The following is a 20,219-nucleotide window of genomic DNA, read 5'->3' as shown; positions in this document are numbered from 1 at the left end:
AAAGATTAATTGCGGCGATCAAGCAGCTGTGCCGCCAAAGCATGCATGGCATCGCGATAAGCGCTGGCTGGCAAGATATTCAAAGCGGCAATGGCGCGTTCGGCTTCAGCGCTGGCTGCGGCGCGGGTGGCCTCCAGTGCGCCTGTGCTGCGGACAATGTCTACGATTTCGGCCAAGGCATCCATTTCGCCATTTTCAATGGCGCTTTGAATAGTTTGGCGTTGTGCAGGCGTGCCGCGCTGCATGGCGATGATCAGCGGCAAGGTGTTTTTACCTTCACGCAAATCGTCGCCTAGGTTTTTGCCCAGTTCTTTGGCGTCGCCGTCATAGTCAAGCACATCGTCAATGACTTGGAAGGCGGTGCCCAAGGCTTGGCCATAGTCGGCGCAGGCCGCTTCAACGTCTGGTGAGCATTTAGCCAAGATGGCAGCCAAACGGGTGCTCGCTTCAAATAGCTTGGCTGTTTTGGAGCGAATCACGCGCAGATAGCCAGCTTCGTCCAGCGAGGCGTCGTGCATGTTCATGAGTTGCAGCACTTCGCCTTCGGCGATCACGTTGGTGGCTTCGGCCAGCACTTCCATGACGCGCATCTCACCCGAGTCCACCATCATTTGGAAGGCGCGGGAATATAAAAAGTCGCCCACTAACACGCTGGCGGGGTTGCCAAACGACTCGTTGGCGGTGGGGCGGCCGCGGCGTAGGGTGGATTCATCCACCACATCGTCGTGCAGCAAGGTGGCGGTGTGGATGAACTCCACCACAGCGGCCAAATTGTGGCGCTGGCCGTCGGTGTAGCCCAAGGCACCGGCCATGAGCAAGAGCAGGGCGGGGCGAATGCGCTTGCCACCTGCAGAGATGATGTACTGAGACACGGTGCTCACCAGCGGCACGCCCGAATCCAAGCGTTGCGCGATGACGCGGTCAACTTCTGCCATATCGGCAGCAATCAGGGCTAAGGGATTGGCGGGTGTAGTGGACAAAGTATGACTAGAAGAAATGAGACGAAAAGCGCCTAAACGCTGTTGGATTATAGGGATTGGCAGAACTAGGCCTTTCACTGCTATAATTTCGGGCTCTGCGGAAATCCGTCCGTAGATATCCACATAGATTCTTATCTAGAGGTCTCACATGTACGCGGTCATAAAAACCGGTGGCAAACAGTATCGTGTTGCTGCTGGTGAAAAAATTAAAGTAGAACAGATTGCTGCGGACGTAGGCCAAGAGATTGTGATCGATCAAGTTTTGGCAGTCGGTAACGGCGCTGAACTCAAGGTCGGCACACCCTTGGTGTCCGGTGCAACTGTCACAGTGACAGTTTTGTCTCATGGCAAACACGACAAAGTTCGCATTTTCAAAATGCGTCGTCGTAAGCACTATCAAAAACGCCAAGGGCATCGTCAGCAATTCACTGAATTGCAGATTGCTTCCATCAACGGCTAAGGAGCATTTGACATGGCACAGAAAAAAGGCGGCGGCTCTACGCGCAACGGGCGTGATTCCAAGCCCAAAATGCTCGGTGTGAAGGCTTTCGGCGGTGAGTTGATCTCCGCTGGCTCCATCATCGTGCGTCAACGTGGTACCAAATTCCACCCCGGCGTCAACGTCGGCGTGGGCAAAGACCACACATTGTTCGCATTGGTTGACGGCCACGTCTCGTTCGGCGTTAAAGGCGCTTTGAACAAGCACATGGTCAACATCACACCCGTTTGATTTTTTCAAACTGATTTGTGACAAAGCCCCGACTTGTCGGGGCTTTACTTTTTACACTAGACCCATGAAATTCGTAGACGAAGCCTATATCGACATCGCCGCTGGTGATGGGGGGAACGGCTGCGTCTCCTTCCGTCATGAGAAGTACAAAGAGTTCGGCGGCCCCAACGGTGGCGACGGCGGGCGCGGCGGCCATGTGTTCGCCGTGGCTGACCCCAACCTCAACACCTTGGTCGACTTCCGTTACTCACGTCGCCACGAGGCCAAACGCGGCCAACACGGCATGGGTTCCGACATGTTCGGCCATGCAGGCGACGACATCATTTTGAAAATGCCCGTGGGCACCATCATCACCGACGTCGAAACCGGCGACGTGTTGTTTGAGTTGCTCACTCCGGGCGAAGTCATCACCATCGCCAAGGGCGGTGACGGTGGCTTTGGCAATATGCGTTTCAAAAGCGCGATCAACCGCGCGCCGCGTCAAAAAACTCCGGGCTGGCCCGGTGAGAAGCGCGAACTCAAACTTGAGTTAAAGGTCTTGGCTGACGTCGGTTTGTTGGGCATGCCTAACGCCGGCAAATCCACCCTGATTTCCGCCATTTCCAATGCGCGCCCCAAGATTGCCGACTATCCCTTCACCACCTTGCACCCCAACTTAGGTGTGGTGCGTGTGGCTGCAGAGCAAAGCTTTGTGGTCGCCGATGTGCCGGGTTTGATTGAAGGCGCATCTGACGGTGCGGGCTTGGGCCATCAGTTCTTGCGCCATTTGCAGCGCACACGTTTGTTGCTGCATCTTGTGGACATTGCACCGTTCGATGAAGGCGTGGACCCTGTGGCGCAAGCCAAGGCCATCGTCAACGAACTCAAAAAATACGACAAAGCCTTGTACGACAAGCCGCGTTGGATCGTGCTCAACAAGCTCGACATGGTCGCAGCCGATGAGCGCGAAGCCTTGGTGGCTGACTTCGTCAAGCGTATGAAATACAAAGGTCCAGTGTTCCAAATCTCTGCGCTCACGCGCGAGGGCTGCGAGCACTTGATCAAAGACATTTACAAACACATCAAAGCGCAACAGGTGGCTGAGCAGCCGCCTGAGTATGTTGACCCACGCTTTGTTGAGCCCACGCCTGAATAAGCAGCCATGACGCTTTCCACCTCCACCGTGTTGCGCGATGCACGCCGCATCGTGGTCAAGGTCGGCTCTAGCTTGGTCACCAACGAAGGCCGTGGTTTAGACGAACAAGCCATTGGCGAATGGTGTCGCCAGCTCAGCGCCTTGGTGCGTGATGGCCGCGAAGTCATCATGGTGTCCAGCGGCGCGATTGCCGAAGGTATGAAGCGCTTGGGCTGGACTACCCGCCCGCAAGAATTGAACGAACTGCAAGCTGCTGCTGCGGTGGGGCAAATGGGCTTGGCCCATATGTACGAAACCAAGTTGCGCGAAAACGGTTTGGGCTCAGCCCAGGTCTTGCTCACGCATGCTGATCTTGCTGACCGCGAGCGTTACCTCAATGCCCGTTCCACCTTGTTGACACTGCTCACGCATGGCGTGTTGCCTGTGATCAACGAGAACGACACCGTGGTCAACGACGAAATCAAGTTTGGTGACAACGACACCTTGGGTGCGTTGGTGGCCAACTTGGTCGAAGCCGATGCCCTCATCATCTTGACCGACCAAAAAGGTTTGTACACCGCCGACCCGCGCCGTGACCCCACTGCCACCTTTGTGCACGAAGCACGAGCAGGCGATGCCAAGCTCGAAGAGATGGCGGGTGGCGCAGGCTCCAGCATTGGCAAGGGCGGCATGATCACCAAAATTTTGGCGGCCAAACGCGCCGCAGGTTCGGGTGCATCCACCGTCATTGCATGGGGCCGCGAGCCTGATGCTTTGGTGCGTTTGACCCAAGGCGAAGCCATTGGCACGTTGCTGGTGGCACAAACCCAAAAACAACAAGCCCGCAAGCAGTGGATGGCCGACCATCTGCAACTGCGCGGTTCCGTCACCATCGACGATGGCGCGGTGAGTAAGCTCAAGGGTGATGGTTCAAGCCTCTTGCCCATTGGCATGACCGGTGTGGATGGCGATTTTTCGCGCGGTGAAGTGATTGCGATTTTGGACAGCCAAGGCCAAGAAGTCGCACGCGGCTTGGCCAACTATGCAGCCGCCGAAGCGCGGTTGCTGTGCCGCAAGCCATCTAGCCAAATGTCGGAATTGCTTGGTTACGCCGCAGAGCCAGAGATGGTGCACCGCGACAACTTGGTGCTTTCCAAATAAGAAAAAGCCCACCTAAGTGGGCTTTTTTCATGAGCCTTCGCGATGTCGCAAATCAGCCTGTGGGTCTGGGTCAAAGGTCGCGCCTGGCGGCAACTCCATGTTGATGGCCGGCCCAAATCGCTTGTGGCTGGTAACGTGCTCTTGTTGCTGATGTTGACCTGCACGCAAATAACGGCTGCGGTTATCTTGGCGCGGCAAAAAGCGTGACAACTCGGTCAGTGCCATTTCGTAAACCCCGCGTTTGAACTCGACCACCAAATCGAGCGGCACCCAGTAATCGTTCCAACGCCAAGCGTCAAACTCGGGATGGTCGGTGGCACGCAAATTCAGATGGTGGTCGGGCGCGACCATTTGCAGCAAAAACCAAATTTGCTTTTGGCCTTTGTAAAAACCGCGCGCGTCTCGGCGGATGAACCGGTCTGGCACCTCATAGCGCAACCAATCACGGGTACGGGCAACGATGCGCACATGCTCTTGTCTGAGCCCCACTTCTTCGTGCAATTCACGAATCATGGCCTGCTCTGGTGTTTCACCACGGTCGATGCCGCCTTGCGGAAACTGCCAGCTGTGGGTGCGAATGCGTTTGCCCCAAAAAACCTGATTTTTCTGGTTGAGCAAGATGATGCCGACGTTGGGTCTGAACCCTTCTCGGTCAAGCATAATCGAACCTCAAATTTTTAAACTGAGTCGATTATGCACAGAGCTGCAGCAGTTCACTCAGAATTTGCCCTAATTTCCCTACTAAATTGACGATTCGATTGCACGCATGAAAGCCTCCCAGTTTCTCATCTCCACCCTCAAAGACGCTCCCGCTGATGCCGAAGTGGTCAGCCACAAATTGATGATGCGAGCGGGCTTGATCAAAAAGCTTGGCGCTGGCATTTACAACTACATGCCTATGGGCTTGCGCGTGATCCGCAAGGTCGAGGCCATCGTGCGTGAAGAGATGAACAAAGCGGGCGCGATCGAGCTGACCATGCCCGTGGTTCAACCCGCAGAGCTGTGGCAAGAAACCGGTCGCTTCGACAAGATGGGCCCAGAACTCTTGCGTATCAAAGACCGCCACGGCCGCGACTTTGTGGTGCAACCCACCAGCGAAGAAGTGGTGACCGACATCGCCCGGCAAGAAATTCGCAGCTACAAGCAGCTGCCCAAAAACTTCTACCAAATCCAAACCAAATTCCGCGACGAGCGTCGCCCACGCTTTGGTTTGATGCGTGGCCGCGAATTCATCATGAAAGACGCGTACAGCTTTGACCGCGACCAAGACAGCGCCAAGCAAAGCTACCAAGTCATGGCGGGTGCGTACCGCAATATTTTTGACCGCTTCGGCTTGACCTACCGTGCCGTGGCCGCAGACAGCGGCGCGATTGGTGGCGACTTGAGCGAAGAGTTCCAAGTGATTGCCGCCACCGGCGAAGACGCCATCGTCTATTGCCCCACCAGCACTTACGCCGCCAACATGGAAAAAGCCGAGGCTTTGGCACCTGCGCAAACGCGCGGCGCAGCCGTGCAGCCCCTGACCAAAACGGCCACACCTGGCAAGAGCACTTGCGAAGACGTGGCTGCTTTGTTGAATGTGCCGTTGCACACCACCGTCAAGTCATTGGTGTTGGCCACCGATACCCTCAACGACAAAGGCGAAGTCGTCAAATCACACGTGTGGCTCTTGCTCTTGCGCGGCGATCACGACATGAACGAAGTCAAAGTGGGCAAGCTGCCCGGCTTTGAAGGCGGCTTCCGCTTTGCCACCACCGCTGAGATTGACGACCACTTTGGTTGCAAGCCCGGCTACCTCGGTCCCGTCAACTTAAAGCAACCTTTGAAGATCGTGGCTGACCGTGATGTGGCTGTGATGCCTGATTGGATTTGCGGCGCCAACGAAGTGGACTTCCACATGACCGGCGTGAACTTTGGCCGCGATGTGGCCGAGCCTGATTTTGTGGCCGACATTCGCAACGTGGTGGCGGGTGACGCTTCCCCAGACGGTCAAGGCGTGCTCGCCATTGAGCGCGGCATCGAAGTGGGCCATGTGTTCTACCTCGGCACCAAATACAGCCAAGCCATGAACGCCACGTTCTTGGATGTGAATGGCAAACCCCAGTTCATGGAAATGGGTTGCTACGGCATTGGCGTGACGCGCTTGCCCGCTGCCGCCATTGAGCAAAACCACGACGAGCGCGGCATCATTTGGCCCGATGCGATTGCGCCGTTCACAGTCGTGATTTGCCCCGTCAACATGGACCGTAGCGAAGATGTGAAAGATGCTGCTTACAAGCTCTACGAAGAACTGTTGGCCTTGGGCGTGGACGTCATCTTGGACGACCGTGGCGAGCGCCCCGGCGCGATGTTTGCTGATTGGGAACTGATCGGTGTGCCACACCGCGTGACCATTGGTGACAAGGGTTTGAAAGACGGCGTGGTCGAGTACCAAAATCGCCGCGACACCGAGTCCACCAAAGTGGCTGTGGCCGATGTATTGGCGCACGTAAAGGCCAAGCTCGGTTTGTGATTCTCATGGCCCGCAGCCTGCGTCTTTTCAGTCGTGTGCTGCGCGCGCCAATGGCAACATGGCGGCTCCGTTTGGGGCCGCTTTTGTTTTTGACGTTCATCAGCGCTGTACAAGCGGGTACGCAACGTGAAGAGCCCTTGATCGACTCTGTGCGTACCGCGCTGAGTGCGGCGGTGCATCAGTCTGGCCCACCCACTTTGGTTCATGCTGATGTGAAGGCAGTCAATGCGTTTGGGCAGTGGCTGACACAAAATGAAGCGCGACTCGACAAGCATTTGCAACGTCGTAAGAGCAGCCCCACAGCTGCGAGCGTGGCAAACGTTGCCATTGCAGCTGCCCCAAATAGCTCAAATGTTGCCCCTGACTTCCTAGCGCATGAATTGGCCAACTCTCATTTGCGCCGTGAGTTTTTGCAAACCGTTTGGTACGAAAGTCAGCGCGCTGGCTTGGAGCCATCGCTGGTGCTCGGCCTCATTCAAGTGGAAAGCGGATTTCGTAAATTTGCCATCAGCAGCGCAGGGGCGAGAGGTTTTATGCAGGTCATGCCGTTTTGGACGCGTGTGCTGGCTGACGGGGATGCCAGTGTGCTGTTTCAAGCGCAGACCAATTTGCGCTTTGGCTGCGTCATCTTGCGGCACTACTTGAACGTTGAGAATGGAGACTTATTTTTGGCGCTAGGCCGTTACAACGGCAGCCGTGGGCAAGCGCCATATCCAAATGCTGTGTTGGCAGCGCAAAAGGGGTGGCAATGAAAACGTGGGTACTTGTGTTGGCAACTGTGCTGTTGACAGGTTGCGCCACCAAAGCCTATCGCGCGGTAGAGAGCGAATGTGCACCACAAGCTTGGGCCGACTACCCCGAGAGCAAAGTGCAAGTGGTTCAAACACGTCAGCGCGTGATCCATGTGTCCACCGGCATGCGCAACTGCTTCAGTCGTAGAGATGGCAACCAAGTGCACACCATTTGCAACGACATCACCCGCCCTGAATACATCCCATACCAAGAAACAGTGGTGATTGACCAAAACGAGGCAGTGCGCAAGATGGCCGTTGCGTCGTGTTCAGTCAATTTGTGTGTGCAGCGTTATGGCAATGCCCAGTGCAAAACTGACCAGTTGCTGGTGCCAGTGTCAGCACCGCCTTATAACGATGCACCCTCACCCGTGCCGTTGCCAGACCCAGTGCCCGTGCAATAAAAAAGCCCGCTTTAAGCGGGCTTTGTTCTATCGGTCCGTATCAGACTCGTATCAGACTCAAGGTCAATCAGCCGTTGATGACTTTTTGCAACTCGCCCGACTCATACATTTCCATCATGATGTCTGAGCCACCGATGAACTCGCCCTTGATGTAGAGCTGAGGGATGGTGGGCCAGTTGCTGTATTCCTTGATGCCTTGGCGAATTTCTGCGTCGTCCAGCACGTTCACAGTTTTGATGGCTTTGGGTTCTACGCCGCAAGCTTTGAGCACTTGAATTGCACGGCCCGAAAAGCCACACATGGGGAAGCTGGCGCTGCCTTTCATAAACAGCAACACTTCGTTGCCTTTCACGAGTTCATCAATGCGTTGTTGTGCGTCGCTCATGGGTTCTCTCCAAATAAAGGTTAATTATTTCACTGTTGGCCATTGTCCACCCGAGCAGCGCAGGATTCCCGCAAGGTCAGGACGGCTTTGTACGTTCACAAACCCTTGGTTGCCCAGCAGGGTTTGCACGGCATGGGCTTGGTCGTAACCGTGTTCGAGCAGCAGCCAGCCGTTGGGCCTGAGGTGTTGCGCAGCTTCGCGCACGATGGTGCGAATGTCGTCTAGGCCATCCGCCCCAGAAGCCAGTGCGGACAAAGGCTCATGCTTCAGCGCGGCCAAGTGTTCATCATCGCTGGCCACGTAGGGCGGGTTGGACACGATCGCGTCAAAGGTGTGACCGTTCAAAGGGGCAAGCCACGAACCGTGGTGGAAGTCCACTGGCAATGCCAAGCGTTCGGCGTTTGCGCTGGCCACAGCCAAGGCATCGGCGCTGGCATCCACCGCGCTCACTTGGGCATCAGGGCGTGTGTGTTTGATGGCTAAAGCAATCGCGCCGCTGCCGGTTCCTAGGTCCACCACTTCAGGTGACGAGGTATCGGCGAGGCAAGACATGGCCCACTCCACCAATGTTTCGGTGTCGGCACGTGGGTCGAGCACGCGGTGGTCCACCTGCAGCGTCAAACCAAAAAACTCTTTTTGGCCAGTGATGTAGGCCACGGGTTCGGTGTTGAGGCGGCGTTGTACATGGGTTTCAAAGGTGGTTTGCGCAGTGGCGTCCAGCGTGTCATCGCCATGCGCCAAAAGCCATGCTCGGTCGTGCGGTGAGCGGCCCAAGGCGTGTAACAACAGCACTTGCGCGTCTAGGCGAGGCAGGCCCAAGGTTTGCGCCCATGCAGCGGCTTGCGCCAAGGTCAACACGCTCATGTGTTGCCTTCCAGTGCTGCCAACTGCTCGGCCTCATGCGCGTGTTTCAGCGCCTGCATCGCTTCGCTTAAATCGCCTTCCATGATGAAGTTGAGTTTGTACAGCGTGAGGTTGATGCGGTGGTCACTCCAACGCCCTTGCGGAAAGTTGTAAGTGCGAATTCGGTCGCTGCGGTCGCCGCTGCCAATCAACCCTTTGCGCATGGCCGCATCTTTGGCAGCGCGCTCGGAGCGGTCTTTTTCTTGGATGCGTGCGGTCAACACTTTCAGCGCTTGCGCTTTGTTGCTGTGTTGGCTGCGGCCGTCTTGGCATTCGGCCACGATGCCCGTGGGCAAGTGGGTGATGCGCACGGCAGAGTCTGTTTTGTTGATGTGCTGGCCACCCGCACCGCTGGCGCGGTAGGTGTCGATGCGCAAATCCGACGGATTGATTTTGATGGCCTCGGCTTCGTCCGGCTCGGGTAGCACCGCCACCGTGCACGCGCTGGTGTGGATGCGGCCTTGTGTTTCAGTAGCTGGAACGCGCTGCACGCGGTGGCCGCCTGACTCGAACTTGAGCCAACCATACACGCCGTCGCCACTTGAACCTCCGTCCATGCGCACGACCACTTCTTTGTAGCCGCCCAGTTCGCTTTGTGATTCGCTCACGATCTCGGTGCGCCACCCTTGGCGCTCGGCATAGCGCATGTACATGCGCAGCAAGTCGGCGGCAAACAAGGCAGATTCATCACCGCCCGTGCCTGCGCGGATTTCGATGAAGGCAGGGCGTGCATCGTCTGGATCTTTGGGCAAGAGCATGCGTTGCAGCTCGGCTTCGAGTTGCAACAGTTCGGTTTCGGCGCTGGCAATTTCTTCTTCGGCCATGGCGCGCATGTCGGCGTCATCACCGCCGTCTTGCAGCATCTGCTGTGCGGCTTGCACATCGGCTTCACGTTGTTGGTAGCGGGCGTAGCGGCCGGCAGTGGCGGTCACATCGGTGTGTTCGCGTGACAAAGCTAGGAACTGTGTCATGTCCTTCATGATGTCTTCGCGAGACAGCAAGAAGTCGAGTTCGTTCAAGCGTTGGGCGTGGCGCTCAAGCTGAGCGCGCAGAAAGTCTTTCATGGGGTCAGCGCCTAACGGTTGCCGCGCAAAAAGAAATGCTCAATCGCGTGGCGTGCACGTTCGCGCGATTCCGCATCACCCGCATGCAATTCGGCCATTGCGCCGTGCAGCATTTTTTGGGTCAGTCCGCGTGACAGGCTTTCCAGTACGGCATCCACATCGTCGCCTTTGGCAATCGCTTTACGCGCGCGGGTCAATTCGGCACTGCGCCAATCTTCGGATTGCGCATTGAGTTGCTGAATCAGCGGCACGTTGCTGCGCTGGTCCATCCAGTGTTCAAAGCTTTGCACGCCTGCGTCGATGATGGCTTCGGCTTGTGCCACCGCGGCTTGGCGGTTGGCTTGGCCGGTTTGCACCACGTCGGATAAATCGTCCACGGTGTACAGATACACGTCTTCGAGCGACTTCACCTCTGGCTCGATGTCGCGTGGTACAGCCAAGTCGACCATGAACATGGGGCGGTGTTTGCGTTGCTTGAGTGCGCGCTCGACTGCGCCCAAACCAATCAAGGGTAGGGTGCTGGCGGTGCAGCTGATGACCACATCAAACTCGTGCAGTCGCTGCGGCAAGTCGGCCAAGCGCATGACTTCGCCGCTGAATTGGGTGGCCAGTTTTTCGCCGCGTTCCAGAGTGCGGTTAGCAATGGCAATCGCCTTGGGGTTCTTGGCCGCGAAGTGGGTGGCGCACAGCTCGATCATTTCGCCCGCGCCCACAAACAGCACGCGGGTTTCGCTGAGGTCTTCAAACAGCTGGCTGGCCAAACGAACAGCCGCAGCTGCCATGCTGATGGAATGCGCGCCAATCTCGGTGGAGCTGCGCACTTCTTTGGCCACAGCAAATGAGCGTTGGAAGAGTTGGTTAAGTGTGGTGCCCAGTGCGCCGGCTTCAGAGGCCGCACGCACCGCGTCTTTCATTTGGCCCAAGATTTGCGGCTCGCCCAACACCATGGAGTCGAGGCCGCTGGCCACGCGGAATGCGTGACGGGCCGCATCAGCTTCTAGCAGGGCGTAAGTGTGGTCTTTCAAATCCTCGGCTGACACTCCGCCAGACTGGGCCAACCAAGCCATGGTCTGCTGCATTTGGGTCTCGCCGCCCGCGCAATAAATCTCGGTGCGGTTGCAGGTGGAGAGAATGGCCACCTCGCTGTCGGGTGAAAAAGTGTGGCGCAGGGTGGCGATGGTCGAACCCATTTGTTCGACCGTAAAAGTAAAACGGCCCCGCAAATCAAGCGGGGCTGTCGTGTGATTGAGGCCTAAAGCCCAGACTGCCATAGCGCACATTATAAAATTTACTCACATGGGTCCTTTAGAACAAATCCTTCACACTTTTAACTTCATTGCCCCGGCATGGGGCGTGGCCCTGTTTTGTGTGCTGGTAGCCCGCTTCACCGCCCGCTGGTGGCTGCCCTTAGCCAGCTGGAGCTTGTTGCTACAAACCGTGGTGAGTGGTGTTTTGGGCACAGCCGTCATGGCTGGTGGCCTGGTTTTATGGGGCTTAGACGGAAAAATGGCCACTTATTCGGCTTTGGTCATCGTGTGCGGTACAGCTCAATGGTTGATGTGCAAAGGTTGGCAGCGTTGATGTGAAGCGCTCAAGGTGAGTTGCCTGTATGCACGTTGGCTCCTCTTCGCTTCGCTCAGAATGTCGCTCACCGCGCACACAGGCAACTCGCCTTGAGCTTTGGGTTGTCGAATAACCTTAAAAGCCGATGTCGTACACCCCCAGCCCCAGTAAGTGCACTAAGGCCCTCTCCTCAGAGAACCTAAGCCCCTGCAGTAAAATCGGGCCTTAATTCGCGCCTCAATGCGCCTTAGCGCGCACATCACACCATGAATGCTCCCACCTCGCTGAACCACTTGCTCGCCACGGCTGAAGAAAGCCCGCGACTGCGCGAAATTCCCTACAACTACACATCCTTCTCTGACCGAGAAATCGTGCTCCGTTTGCTCGGTGCAGATGCGTGGGAACTGCTGCTGCGTTTGCGCCAAGAGCGCCGCACCGGCCGCTCGGCCCGCATGTTGTATGAAGTGTTGGGCGACATCTGGGTGGTGCAGCGCAACCCCTACTTGCAAGACGACTTGCTCGACAACCCCAAGCGCCGCGTTCAATTGGTCGAGGCCTTGCATCACCGTTTGGGCGAAGTCGAGCAGCGTCGCACGCCTGATGTCGATGCCGAGCGTGATGTCATGGTGGGCCAACTGTTGCAAGCTGCCAGTCGCGCGATTGAAACTTTCAACAGCCAATTCGAAGCGATTGCCGCACTGCGTAAAAAAGCAGCACGCATGCTCAAGAAGCACACCGCCAACGACAACATCAAGTTCGATGGCCTCTCACGTGTGAGCCACGTGACCGACGCCACCGACTGGCGTGTGGAATACCCCTTCGTGGTGTTGACCCCAGACACCGAAGAAGAAATGGCTGGCTTGGTCAAAGGTTGTATCGATCTTGGCCTCACTATCGTCCCTCGTGGCGGCGGCACAGGCTACACAGGTGGCGCGATTCCGCTCACGTGGAAGAGCGCGGTCATCAACACCGAAAAACTTGAAGCCATGACCGAAGTCGAAATGGTCGACTTGCCTGGCATCGCGCACAAAGTGCCCACGATTTACACCGAAGCCGGTGTGGTTACCCAGCGTGTGGCCGATGCGGCTGAGCGCGGTGGTTTTGTGTTTGCGGTAGATCCCACTTCTGCCGAAGCCTCGTGCATCGGTGGCAACATCGCCATGAACGCAGGCGGCAAAAAAGCCGTGTTGTGGGGCACCGCGCTCGACAACTTGGCCAGCTGGCGCATGGTCACCCCCGATGCTGAGTGGCTCGACGTCATTCGCGTGGACCACAACCTCGGCAAGATTCACGATGCCGAGATGGCCAGCTTCGATTTGAAGTACTACCAAGCCGACGGCAAAACATTCATCCGCCAAGAGCGCCTCGACATTCCCGGCAAGTCTTTCCGCAAAGAAGGCTTGGGCAAAGACGTGACCGATAAGTTCCTCAGCGGTTTGCCCGGCGTGCAAAAAGAAGGCTGCGATGGTTTGATCACCAGCGCACGCTGGATCTTGCACCGCATGCCTGTGCACACACGCACCGTGTGTATGGAGTTCTTCGGCAACGCCAAAGACGCTGTGCCAAGCATCGTAGAAATCAAAGACTACATGTTTGCCGAGCAAAAGCGCAGCGGCGTGTTGCTGGCCGGCCTTGAGCATTTGGACGACCGCTACTTGCGCGCCGTGGGTTATGCCACCAAGAGCAAACGCGGTGGCCTGCCCAAGATGCTGCTGATTGGCGACATCGCCGGCGACGACGCTGACGAAGTGGCGCGCGTCACCTCTGAAGTCTCACGCATGGCCAACACCCGCAGCGGCGAGTGCTTTGTGGCCGTGAGTGCAGAAGCGCGTAAAAAGTTTTGGCTCGATCGCAAGCGCACCGCTGCGATCAGCCGTCACACCAACGCGTTCAAGGTCAACGAAGACGTGGTGATTCCTTTGCCACGTATGGCCGAGTACACCGATGGCATCGAGCGCATCAACATCGAGCTGAGCCTGCGCAACAAGCTCGAACTCTGCGATGCGTTGGAAGACTTCTTCGCCAAAGGTAATTTGCCTTTGGGTAAGTCTGACGATGCAGCCGATATTTCAACGCCCGAATTGCTGGAAGACCGCGTGCAACAAGCCCGCTCGCTTGTGGGTGAAGTGCGTGGCCTGTGGCAGCAGTGGCTCAACGAGTGCGATGCACTGTTCCCACAGTTGCAAGACCATACCTTGCGTGCGAGCTGGAAAACACAAATCCGTGCGCAGTTGCAAAACATCTTCACAGGTGCGCAACTCGCGCCCATCTTGGAAGAGTGCAACGCCATTCACAAACGCGTGCTCAAAGGCCGCGTGTGGGTGGCCCTGCACATGCACGCCGGTGACGGCAACGTGCACACCAATATCCCCGTCAACAGCGACAACTACGCCATGCTGCAAACCGCCCACGAGGCGGTGGCCCGCATCATGGTGTTGGCGCGCTCGTTGGACGGCGTGATTTCTGGCGAGCACGGCATTGGCATCACCAAGCTGGAGTTTTTGACCGACGACGAGCTGAAACCGTTTGCTGACTACAAAGCTAAAGTCGACCCAGAGGGCCGTTTCAACAAAGGCAAATTGCTGCGCAACCAAGATGTGGACACATCCTTGCGCCACGCCGACTTGAGCCAAGCCTACACACCAAGCTTTGGTTTGATGGGTCACGAATCGCTGATCATGCAGCAGTCCGACATTGGTGCGATTGCCGATTCGGTGAAAGACTGTTTGCGTTGCGGCAAGTGCAAGCCCGTGTGCTCGACACACGTGCCACGTGCCAACTTGCTGTACAGCCCACGTAACAAAATTTTGGCTACGTCGCTGCTGGTCGAAGCTTTCTTGTACGAAGAGCAAACCCGCCGTGGTGTGTCCATCAAACATTGGCAAGAGTTTGAAGACGTGGCCGACCACTGCACGGTGTGCCACAAGTGTTTGACGCCTTGCCCTGTCAAGATTGACTTTGGCGATGTGACCATGAACATGCGCAACTTGTTGCGCAAGATGGGCCAGAAAACTTTCCGTCCCGGCAATGCGGCGGCGATGTTCATGCTCAATGCCACCAACCCTGAAACCATTAAGTTCGCTCGTACTGCGATGGTGGGTGTGGGCATGAAGCTGCAACGCTTTGCGCACGATCTTCTCAAAGTGGTGGCGCGCAAACAAACCAAGGCACCACCTGCCACCGTGGGTGCGGCGCCCATCAAAGAGCAGGTGATTCACTTCATCAACAAGAAGATGCCGGGCAACCTGCCTAAGAAGACTGCGCGTGCTTTGCTCGACATCGAGAACAACGATTACGTGCCGATCATTCGCGACCCGAAAACCACCACCTCTGAAACAGAAGCGGTGTTCTATTTCCCCGGTTGCGGCTCTGAGCGTTTGTTCAGCCAAGTGGGCCTCGCCACGCAAGCCATGCTGTGGCACGCCGGTGTGCAAACCGTGTTGCCACCCGGCTACCTATGCTGCGGCTATCCACAAAAAGGTTCGGGCCAGTTTGACAAAGCCGACAAGATCATCACGGATAACCGCGTGCTGTTCCACCGTGTGGCCAACACGCTCAACTACCTCGACATCAAAACCGTGGTAGTGAGCTGCGGCACTTGCTTTGACCAACTGCAAGGCTACGAGTTCGACAAAATTTTCCCTGGCTGCCGCATCGTCGACATCCATGAATATTTGTTGGAGAAGGACATCAAGCTCAGTACGGCTGACCAAGCGGGCTATTTGTTCCACGACCCATGCCACAGCCCCATGAAGCAGCAAGATCCGATGAAAACGGTCAAGGCTTTGCTGGGCGACCAAATCCGCAAGAGCGACCGCTGCTGCGGCGAGTCTGGCACCTTAGGTGTGACGCGTCCTGACATTTCCACCCAAGTGCGCTTCCGCAAAGAAGCCGAGTTGCAAAAAGACGAAGCTGCTCTGCGTGCCATGACAGGCGAGGCAAAAGGCGACATGAAGATCCTCACCAGCTGCCCCAGCTGTTTGCAAGGTCTGAGCCGCTACGGTGACGACTTGCAAAACGGTTTGCTCGAAGCCGACTACATCGTTGTCGAGATGGCACGCAAAATTTTGGGTGAGCAGTGGATGCCCGAATACGTTGCTCAAGCCAATGCCGGTGGCATTGAGCGCGTGCTCGTTTAACTAGGAAAACGCATGGCTGGCTTAGAAAAACACACGCCTACACCCCAAGACATCACGGTGCACGGCGCATCGCGTGTGTTGGAAGTCAGCTTTGCCGACGGCGCGACGTTTCGCATCCCGTTTGAACTGATGCGCGTCTACAGCCCTTCGGCTGAAGTGCAAGGCCATGGCCCTGGCCAAGAGGTGTTGCAAACTGGCAAGCGCTTGGTCGAGCTGGAAGGCTTAGAGCCCATTGGCAACTACGCCATCAAACCCACCTTCAGCGACGGCCATGACAGCGGCTTGTTTACCTGGGAATACCTGTATTTCTTGGGTTCTGAGCAAGACCAGCTGTGGGCTGATTACGAGCGCCGCTTGCAAGCCGCAGGAACCGACCGCGACGCGGCCATGCCTGAAAAAGGCGGCGCGGGTTGTAGCAGCCACGCGCATTGATACCATTACCAATATGAGCAGCACACATTTCGGTTTCAAAACCGTCGACGAAAAAGAAAAAGCCAAACACGTCCGTGGCGTGTTTGACTCGGTCGCGTCCAAGTACGACGTGATGAACGACCTCATGTCCGCCGGTCTGCACCGTGTGTGGAAGCGCTACACCGTCATGGTGGCTGACTTGCGTGAGGGCTCGCAAGTGCTCGATATCGCAGGCGGCACGGGTGACCTGTCGATGGCTTTTGCCAAGAAGGTTGGCAAAACCGGCTGCGTGGTGCACACAGACATCAACGAAGCCATGTTGCGCACAGGCCGCGATCGCTTGCTCGACCATGGCATGGTCTTGCCCACCTTGGTGTGCGATGCCGAAAAACTGCCTTTCCCCGATAACCACTTTGATGTGGTCAGCGTGGCCTTCGGTCTGCGCAACATGACGCACAAAGACGCCGCCCTGCGCGAAATGTGCCGTGTGCTCAAGCCCAACGGCAAGTTGCTGGTGTTGGAGTTTTCCAAAGTGGCCAAGCCGCTGGAGAAAGCCTACGACTGGTACTCCTTCAACATCTTGCCCAAGCTGGGGCAAATGATTGCGGGCGATGCGTCGAGCTACCAATATTTGGCCGAGTCCATTCGCATGCACCCCGGCCAAGAGGAACTGAAATCCCTTATGAAACAAAATGGCTTTGGCCATGTGGACTTTCACAACATGAGCGCCGGCGTTGTGGCGCTTCATGTTGGAATCAAGTGCTGAACGGTTGAGATAACAGGAGACGACACGATGAAAAAACTTTTGACAGCCCTTTTTGTGGTGGCCATGGCATTTGCCACCATGCACGCTGAAGCCGCTAAACGCATGGGCGGCGGCAAATCGATGGGCCAGCAGTCCAGCAATGTGACGCAACGCGAAGCTGCCAAGCCTGCACCTGCTGCCACGCCCAATGCTGCGCCTGCTGCAGCTCCGCAAGCGCCCGCAGCACCAGCTGCTGCGCCTAGCCGCTTTGGTGGCATGGGCGGCATGCTCGGTGGTTTGGCTGCCGGTTTGGGCCTTGCTTGGTTGGCCCACTCCATGGGCTTTGGTGCTGAGTTTGGTCAGTTCTTGATGTTTGGCGTGTTGGCCTTGGTCGTGATGATGGTCATTGGTGCCATCATGCGTCGCCGTCAACAACCTGCAGCCAGCAACACCAGCCCCTACGCCTTTGAAGGCGCTGGCGCACCTGCTAACCCCAGCACACTGCCTCAGTACAACCCCAAGAATGTGGGAAACGACTCGTCAGCCCGCCCCATGGACACGCAAGCCAATTTCACGCCTGCTGCTGGTGGCTCGATGATTGGTTCCGCTTTGGGCGGTAGCCAAACGTGGGGCATCCCTGCTGACTTTGACACCGCAGGCTTTGTCAACGCGGCCAAGCAAAACTTCATGACCTTGCAGCATGCGTGGGACCGTTCCGACATTTCCGCGTTGCGCACCATGATGACCGACAGCATGTTGGACGAAATCAAAGCCCAATTGGCTGAGCGCGAAGCCACAGCCAACGGCCAAGTGAATCACACCGACGTGGTCATGCTCGATGCACACTTGTTGGGCATTGAAGATGTGGGCAACAATTACATGGCCAGCGTGGAGTTCTCGGGCTTGATCCGTGAAGAGCCATCTTCTGGTCCCACACCGTTCCGCGAAGTGTGGAACATGACCAAGCCCAAAGACGGCAGCTTGGGCTGGTTGGTGGCAGGCGTACAAGCCTTGCAATAAACCGGTTAAATCAGGGCGTGCCGAGAAGGGCGCCCAAACAAGGAATAATTGGGGACTATGGCAACACAGTCCCCTTTTTCTTGGTTGGCCGATGCAGCAGACACGCTGCGCACCCAACTCCCCGCAGATTTCGCGCAATCGTTCACCCCGCCCGCTTGGGCTGTGGCTGAAGTGCAGCAGCGTGTAGTGCTCTTGTTGAACCACATCCTCATGCAAGAGCCTGCGGCACGCGACCGCTTGCAACGCCAAAAAGGCCGCCAAGTGCAAGTGTGCTGGCGTGACCAAATGTTTCAATGCGCGTTCACACCTGCAGGCTTGGTGGAGTTCATCACACCCGAAGCCGGCGCTAAAGCCGCCGACCTCGTGCTGCGTGTGAACGAACCTTCACCGTTTGAGTTGGCCAAGACCGTGTTGCAAGGCGAGAAGCCTGCCATTCGCATCGAAGGCGATGTGCAGCTGGCCGCTGAAGTGAATTGGCTGATCGACCACGTGCGCTGGGACCCTGAAGAAGACGTGGCCCGTCTCATGGGTGATGCACCTGCGCACACCCTGGTGCAAACCGCCAAGCGTGCGGTCGATGCACTGCGCAGCTTTGTGCAACAACAAACCCAGAAAGCTGCGCCATGATGACCCGTTTGCTGCGCGGTATTTACATTGTTTTCATCGTCTTGCGTTACGGCTTGGACGAGCTGGTGCTCACCAGTTTCCAAAAGCCGGGCCTGCGTTTGTTGGCCCGCATTGTGTCGGTGGGGCGCGATTTGTCTGCGCCGCGTGGCCAGCGTTTGCGTGAAGCGCTTGAGCACCTCGGGCCCATCTTTGTGAAGTTTGGCCAAGTGCTGTCTACCCGCCGCGATTTGTTGCCACCAGACATTGCTGATGAGTTGGCGTTTTTACAAGACCGCGTGCCGCCGTTTTCTTCAGACGTTGCCGTGGGCACCATCGAGCGCGCCTTTGGCCGCCCGTTGAATGAGATTTTTGTGGAGTTCACGCACAAGCCAGTGGCCAGTGCATCCATTGCACAAGTGCACTTTGCGGTTATCAAAGACAGCAACGGTGTCACACGTGAAGTGGCTGTGAAGGTGCTGCGCCCCGGCATGCTGACAGTGATTGACAAAGACCTGAGCCTCATGCGCATGATGGCTGGCTGGGTCGATCGCCTCAGTGCCGACGGCAAACGCTTGAAGCCCCGCGAAGTGGTGGCCGAGTTTGACAAGTACCTGCATGACGAACTTGATTTCATGCGTGAAGCCTCGAATGCTGCGCAGTTGCGCCGCAACATGGAAGGCCTCAACCTTGTGTTGATTCCTGAAATGATTTGGGACTTTTGCCGTGATGACGTGATCGTGATGGAGCGCATGAAGGGCGTGCCCATCAGCCAAGTGGAGAAGCTGCGTGCGGCGGGCGTGGACATTCCTAAGCTGGCACGCGATGGCGTGACGATCTTCTTTACCCAAGTGTTTCGCGATGGTTTTTTCCATGCCGACATGCACCCCGGCAACATCCAAGTCAGCCTTGAGCCCGCCACCTTTGGCCGCTACATTTCGCTTGACTTTGGCATCGTGGGAACGCTCACGGAAACCGACAAAGAGTATTTGGCGCAAAACTTCACGGCCTTTTTCCGCCGCGACTACAAGCGCGTGGCCGAGCTGCACATCGAGTCGGGCTGGGTTCCCGGTGACACGCGTGTGGATGAGTTGGAGTCCGCCATTCGCGCTGTGTGCGAGCCCTACTTTGACCGACCGCTGAAAGAAATTTCTTTGGGTCTGGTGCTCATGCGTTTGTTCCAGACCTCGCGCCGCTTCAATGTGGAAATTCAGCCGCAGCTGGTGTTGTTGCAAAAAACGCTGCTCAACATCGAAGGCTTGGGCCGTCAGCTCGACCCCAATTTGGATTTGTGGAGCACCGCCAAACCGTTTTTGGAAACGTGGATGCTCGACCAAGTTGGTCCCAAAAAGCTCTGGAAGCAATTGGTGGCCGAAGCGCCGCGCTACGCCAAACTCTTGCCTGAATTGCCGCGTTTGGTGCACGACTTTTTGAAGCATCGCCAAAATAATGACAACGCCCAGTTGCAGTTGCTCATTCAAGAGCAGCGCCGCACCAACCGTTTGCTGCAAGGCATTGCATGGGTGGGCGGTGGTTTTGTGCTCGGCATGTTTGCCATGCAGATGTTTGTGCGTCTGCACCATTACTTTTAATTACTTGCGGAGTTGACCCGTGCTGCTCACACTCGTCATCGTCTATTTGCTGGTCACCATCGCCATTGGTTTGAACTGACCCCCAAGAGTTGGACAAACTTA

Annotated in this window: 20 protein-coding genes; 14 read left to right on the top strand and 6 right to left on the bottom strand. The window is 56.7% G+C overall.

Annotation, left to right across the window (positions count from 1 at the left end; translation table 11 throughout):
* Positions 1-5 precede the first annotated feature (5 nt).
* On the bottom strand, positions 6-935 hold the full coding sequence (locus C5F52_RS03875; RefSeq protein WP_104796976.1) for a polyprenyl synthetase family protein: 930 nt from the start codon (positions 933-935) through the stop codon (positions 6-8).
* Positions 936-1,128: 193 nt separating this feature from the next.
* Here C5F52_RS03875 and rplU point away from each other — a divergent pair, with 193 nt between their 5' ends.
* From rplU to proB, 4 genes are all read left to right on the top strand, one after another.
* Positions 1,129-1,440, top strand: coding sequence for a 50S ribosomal protein L21 (rplU, locus tag C5F52_RS03870; protein ID WP_104796975.1), 312 nt, complete (start codon positions 1,129-1,131; stop codon positions 1,438-1,440).
* 12 nt (positions 1,441-1,452) lie between these two features.
* Entirely contained in the window at positions 1,453-1,710 is a 258-nt protein-coding gene (rpmA, locus tag C5F52_RS03865; protein ID WP_104796974.1) for a 50S ribosomal protein L27, read from the top strand.
* Positions 1,711-1,774: 64 nt separating this feature from the next.
* The gene (cgtA, locus tag C5F52_RS03860) at positions 1,775-2,845 is read left to right on the top strand and encodes an Obg family GTPase CgtA (RefSeq protein WP_104796973.1); all 1,071 of its coding nucleotides are present in this window, start codon (positions 1,775-1,777) and stop codon (positions 2,843-2,845) included.
* A gap of 6 nt (positions 2,846-2,851) precedes the next feature.
* Positions 2,852-3,985 (top strand): glutamate 5-kinase, encoded by a 1,134-nt coding sequence (proB, locus tag C5F52_RS03855; RefSeq protein ID WP_104796972.1) that lies wholly within the window; start codon positions 2,852-2,854, stop codon positions 3,983-3,985.
* A 27-nt stretch (positions 3,986-4,012) separates the two neighbouring features.
* Here proB and C5F52_RS03850 read toward each other — a convergent pair whose 3' ends face one another.
* Positions 4,013-4,645, bottom strand: a complete 633-nt coding sequence (locus C5F52_RS03850; RefSeq protein WP_104796971.1) for an RNA pyrophosphohydrolase — start codon at positions 4,643-4,645, stop codon at positions 4,013-4,015.
* 106 nt (positions 4,646-4,751) lie between these two features.
* On the opposite strand from C5F52_RS03850, the gene C5F52_RS03845 reads away from it, so the two are divergent.
* The 3 genes from C5F52_RS03845 to C5F52_RS03835 all read left to right on the top strand — a co-directional run bounded on the left by C5F52_RS03845 (position 4,752) and on the right by C5F52_RS03835 (position 7,692).
* Positions 4,752-6,497 (top strand): proline--tRNA ligase, encoded by a 1,746-nt coding sequence (locus tag C5F52_RS03845; protein WP_104796970.1) that lies wholly within the window; start codon positions 4,752-4,754, stop codon positions 6,495-6,497.
* An 83-nt stretch (positions 6,498-6,580) separates the two neighbouring features.
* Entirely contained in the window at positions 6,581-7,249 is a 669-nt protein-coding gene (locus tag C5F52_RS03840; protein ID WP_236657704.1) for a lytic transglycosylase domain-containing protein, read from the top strand.
* Complete coding sequence (locus C5F52_RS03835) at positions 7,246-7,692, top strand: hypothetical protein (RefSeq protein WP_104796969.1); 447 nt, start codon at positions 7,246-7,248, stop codon at positions 7,690-7,692. The genes C5F52_RS03840 and C5F52_RS03835 overlap by 4 nt, the downstream gene beginning before the upstream one ends.
* A 67-nt stretch (positions 7,693-7,759) precedes the next feature.
* Here C5F52_RS03835 and grxD read toward each other — a convergent pair whose 3' ends face one another.
* From grxD to hemA, 4 genes are read right to left on the bottom strand one after another with little or no spacing between them, the layout of a single operon-like run.
* Positions 7,760-8,077 (bottom strand): Grx4 family monothiol glutaredoxin, encoded by a 318-nt coding sequence (gene grxD, locus C5F52_RS03830; protein WP_104796968.1) that lies wholly within the window; start codon positions 8,075-8,077, stop codon positions 7,760-7,762.
* A gap of 24 nt (positions 8,078-8,101) precedes the next feature.
* Entirely contained in the window at positions 8,102-8,941 is an 840-nt protein-coding gene (gene prmC, locus C5F52_RS03825) for a peptide chain release factor N(5)-glutamine methyltransferase (RefSeq protein WP_104796967.1), read from the bottom strand.
* Positions 8,938-10,044: a peptide chain release factor 1 gene (gene prfA / locus C5F52_RS03820; protein WP_104796966.1), complete on the bottom strand. Its 1,107-nt coding sequence runs from the start codon at positions 10,042-10,044 to the stop codon at positions 8,938-8,940. Before prfA ends, prmC begins: the two co-directional genes overlap by 4 nt.
* 11 nt (positions 10,045-10,055) lie before the next feature.
* Positions 10,056-11,315, bottom strand: a complete 1,260-nt coding sequence (hemA, locus tag C5F52_RS03815; RefSeq protein ID WP_104796965.1) for a glutamyl-tRNA reductase — start codon at positions 11,313-11,315, stop codon at positions 10,056-10,058.
* Positions 11,316-11,340: 25 nt separating this feature from the next.
* On the opposite strand from hemA, the gene C5F52_RS03810 reads away from it, so the two are divergent.
* From C5F52_RS03810 to ubiB, 7 genes are all read left to right on the top strand, one after another.
* Complete coding sequence (locus C5F52_RS03810) at positions 11,341-11,625, top strand: hypothetical protein (protein ID WP_104796964.1); 285 nt, start codon at positions 11,341-11,343, stop codon at positions 11,623-11,625.
* A gap of 248 nt (positions 11,626-11,873) precedes the next feature.
* Positions 11,874-15,746 carry an FAD/FMN-binding oxidoreductase gene (locus C5F52_RS03805; protein WP_104796963.1) on the top strand — a complete coding sequence of 1,291 codons (3,873 nt, stop codon included), beginning with the start codon at positions 11,874-11,876 and terminating at the stop codon, positions 15,744-15,746.
* A gap of 12 nt (positions 15,747-15,758) precedes the next feature.
* Positions 15,759-16,178 carry a gamma-butyrobetaine hydroxylase-like domain-containing protein gene (locus C5F52_RS03800; RefSeq protein ID WP_104796962.1) on the top strand — a complete coding sequence of 140 codons (420 nt, stop codon included), beginning with the start codon at positions 15,759-15,761 and terminating at the stop codon, positions 16,176-16,178.
* A 13-nt stretch (positions 16,179-16,191) separates the two neighbouring features.
* The gene (gene ubiE / locus C5F52_RS03795) at positions 16,192-16,923 is read left to right on the top strand and encodes a bifunctional demethylmenaquinone methyltransferase/2-methoxy-6-polyprenyl-1,4-benzoquinol methylase UbiE (protein ID WP_104796961.1); all 732 of its coding nucleotides are present in this window, start codon (positions 16,192-16,194) and stop codon (positions 16,921-16,923) included.
* Between the two features lie 27 nt (positions 16,924-16,950).
* A complete protein-coding gene (locus C5F52_RS03790; RefSeq protein ID WP_104796960.1) occupies positions 16,951-17,922 on the top strand; it encodes a Tim44 domain-containing protein in 972 nt (323 codons plus the stop codon).
* Positions 17,923-17,979: 57 nt separating this feature from the next.
* Positions 17,980-18,549 carry a hypothetical protein gene (locus tag C5F52_RS03785; protein WP_104796959.1) on the top strand — a complete coding sequence of 190 codons (570 nt, stop codon included), beginning with the start codon at positions 17,980-17,982 and terminating at the stop codon, positions 18,547-18,549.
* Positions 18,549-20,117, top strand: a complete 1,569-nt coding sequence (gene ubiB, locus C5F52_RS03780; protein ID WP_104797159.1) for a ubiquinone biosynthesis regulatory protein kinase UbiB — start codon at positions 18,549-18,551, stop codon at positions 20,115-20,117. Before C5F52_RS03785 ends, ubiB begins: the two co-directional genes overlap by 1 nt.
* Positions 20,118-20,219 lie beyond the last annotated feature (102 nt).

The organism is Limnohabitans sp. TS-CS-82, assembly GCF_002943475.1.
Note: the sequence above shows the minus strand (reverse complement) of the source record. Positions and strands in the feature narration are given on the sequence as shown.

Coding starts and splice junctions, on each gene's coding strand:
- ubiB (WP_104797159.1), top strand. CDS start 18,549: ATGACCCGTTTGCTGCGCGGTATTTACATTGTTTTCATCGTCTTGCGT.
- rpmA (WP_104796974.1), top strand. CDS start 1,453: ATGGCACAGAAAAAAGGCGGCGGCTCTACGCGCAACGGGCGTGATTCC.
- grxD (WP_104796968.1), bottom strand. CDS start 8,077: ATGAGCGACGCACAACAACGCATTGATGAACTCGTGAAAGGCAACGAA.
- C5F52_RS03875 (WP_104796976.1), bottom strand. CDS start 935: ATGGCAGAAGTTGACCGCGTCATCGCGCAACGCTTGGATTCGGGCGTG.
- C5F52_RS03785 (WP_104796959.1), top strand. CDS start 17,980: ATGGCAACACAGTCCCCTTTTTCTTGGTTGGCCGATGCAGCAGACACG.
- ubiE (WP_104796961.1), top strand. CDS start 16,192: ATGAGCAGCACACATTTCGGTTTCAAAACCGTCGACGAAAAAGAAAAA.
- cgtA (WP_104796973.1), top strand. CDS start 1,775: ATGAAATTCGTAGACGAAGCCTATATCGACATCGCCGCTGGTGATGGG.
- rplU (WP_104796975.1), top strand. CDS start 1,129: ATGTACGCGGTCATAAAAACCGGTGGCAAACAGTATCGTGTTGCTGCT.
- C5F52_RS03810 (WP_104796964.1), top strand. CDS start 11,341: ATGGGTCCTTTAGAACAAATCCTTCACACTTTTAACTTCATTGCCCCG.
- C5F52_RS03805 (WP_104796963.1), top strand. CDS start 11,874: ATGAATGCTCCCACCTCGCTGAACCACTTGCTCGCCACGGCTGAAGAA.
- prmC (WP_104796967.1), bottom strand. CDS start 8,941: ATGAGCGTGTTGACCTTGGCGCAAGCCGCTGCATGGGCGCAAACCTTG.
- proB (WP_104796972.1), top strand. CDS start 2,852: ATGACGCTTTCCACCTCCACCGTGTTGCGCGATGCACGCCGCATCGTG.
- hemA (WP_104796965.1), bottom strand. CDS start 11,315: ATGGCAGTCTGGGCTTTAGGCCTCAATCACACGACAGCCCCGCTTGAT.
- C5F52_RS03850 (WP_104796971.1), bottom strand. CDS start 4,645: ATGCTTGACCGAGAAGGGTTCAGACCCAACGTCGGCATCATCTTGCTC.
- C5F52_RS03790 (WP_104796960.1), top strand. CDS start 16,951: ATGAAAAAACTTTTGACAGCCCTTTTTGTGGTGGCCATGGCATTTGCC.
- C5F52_RS03835 (WP_104796969.1), top strand. CDS start 7,246: ATGAAAACGTGGGTACTTGTGTTGGCAACTGTGCTGTTGACAGGTTGC.
- C5F52_RS03845 (WP_104796970.1), top strand. CDS start 4,752: ATGAAAGCCTCCCAGTTTCTCATCTCCACCCTCAAAGACGCTCCCGCT.
- prfA (WP_104796966.1), bottom strand. CDS start 10,044: ATGAAAGACTTTCTGCGCGCTCAGCTTGAGCGCCACGCCCAACGCTTG.
- C5F52_RS03800 (WP_104796962.1), top strand. CDS start 15,759: ATGGCTGGCTTAGAAAAACACACGCCTACACCCCAAGACATCACGGTG.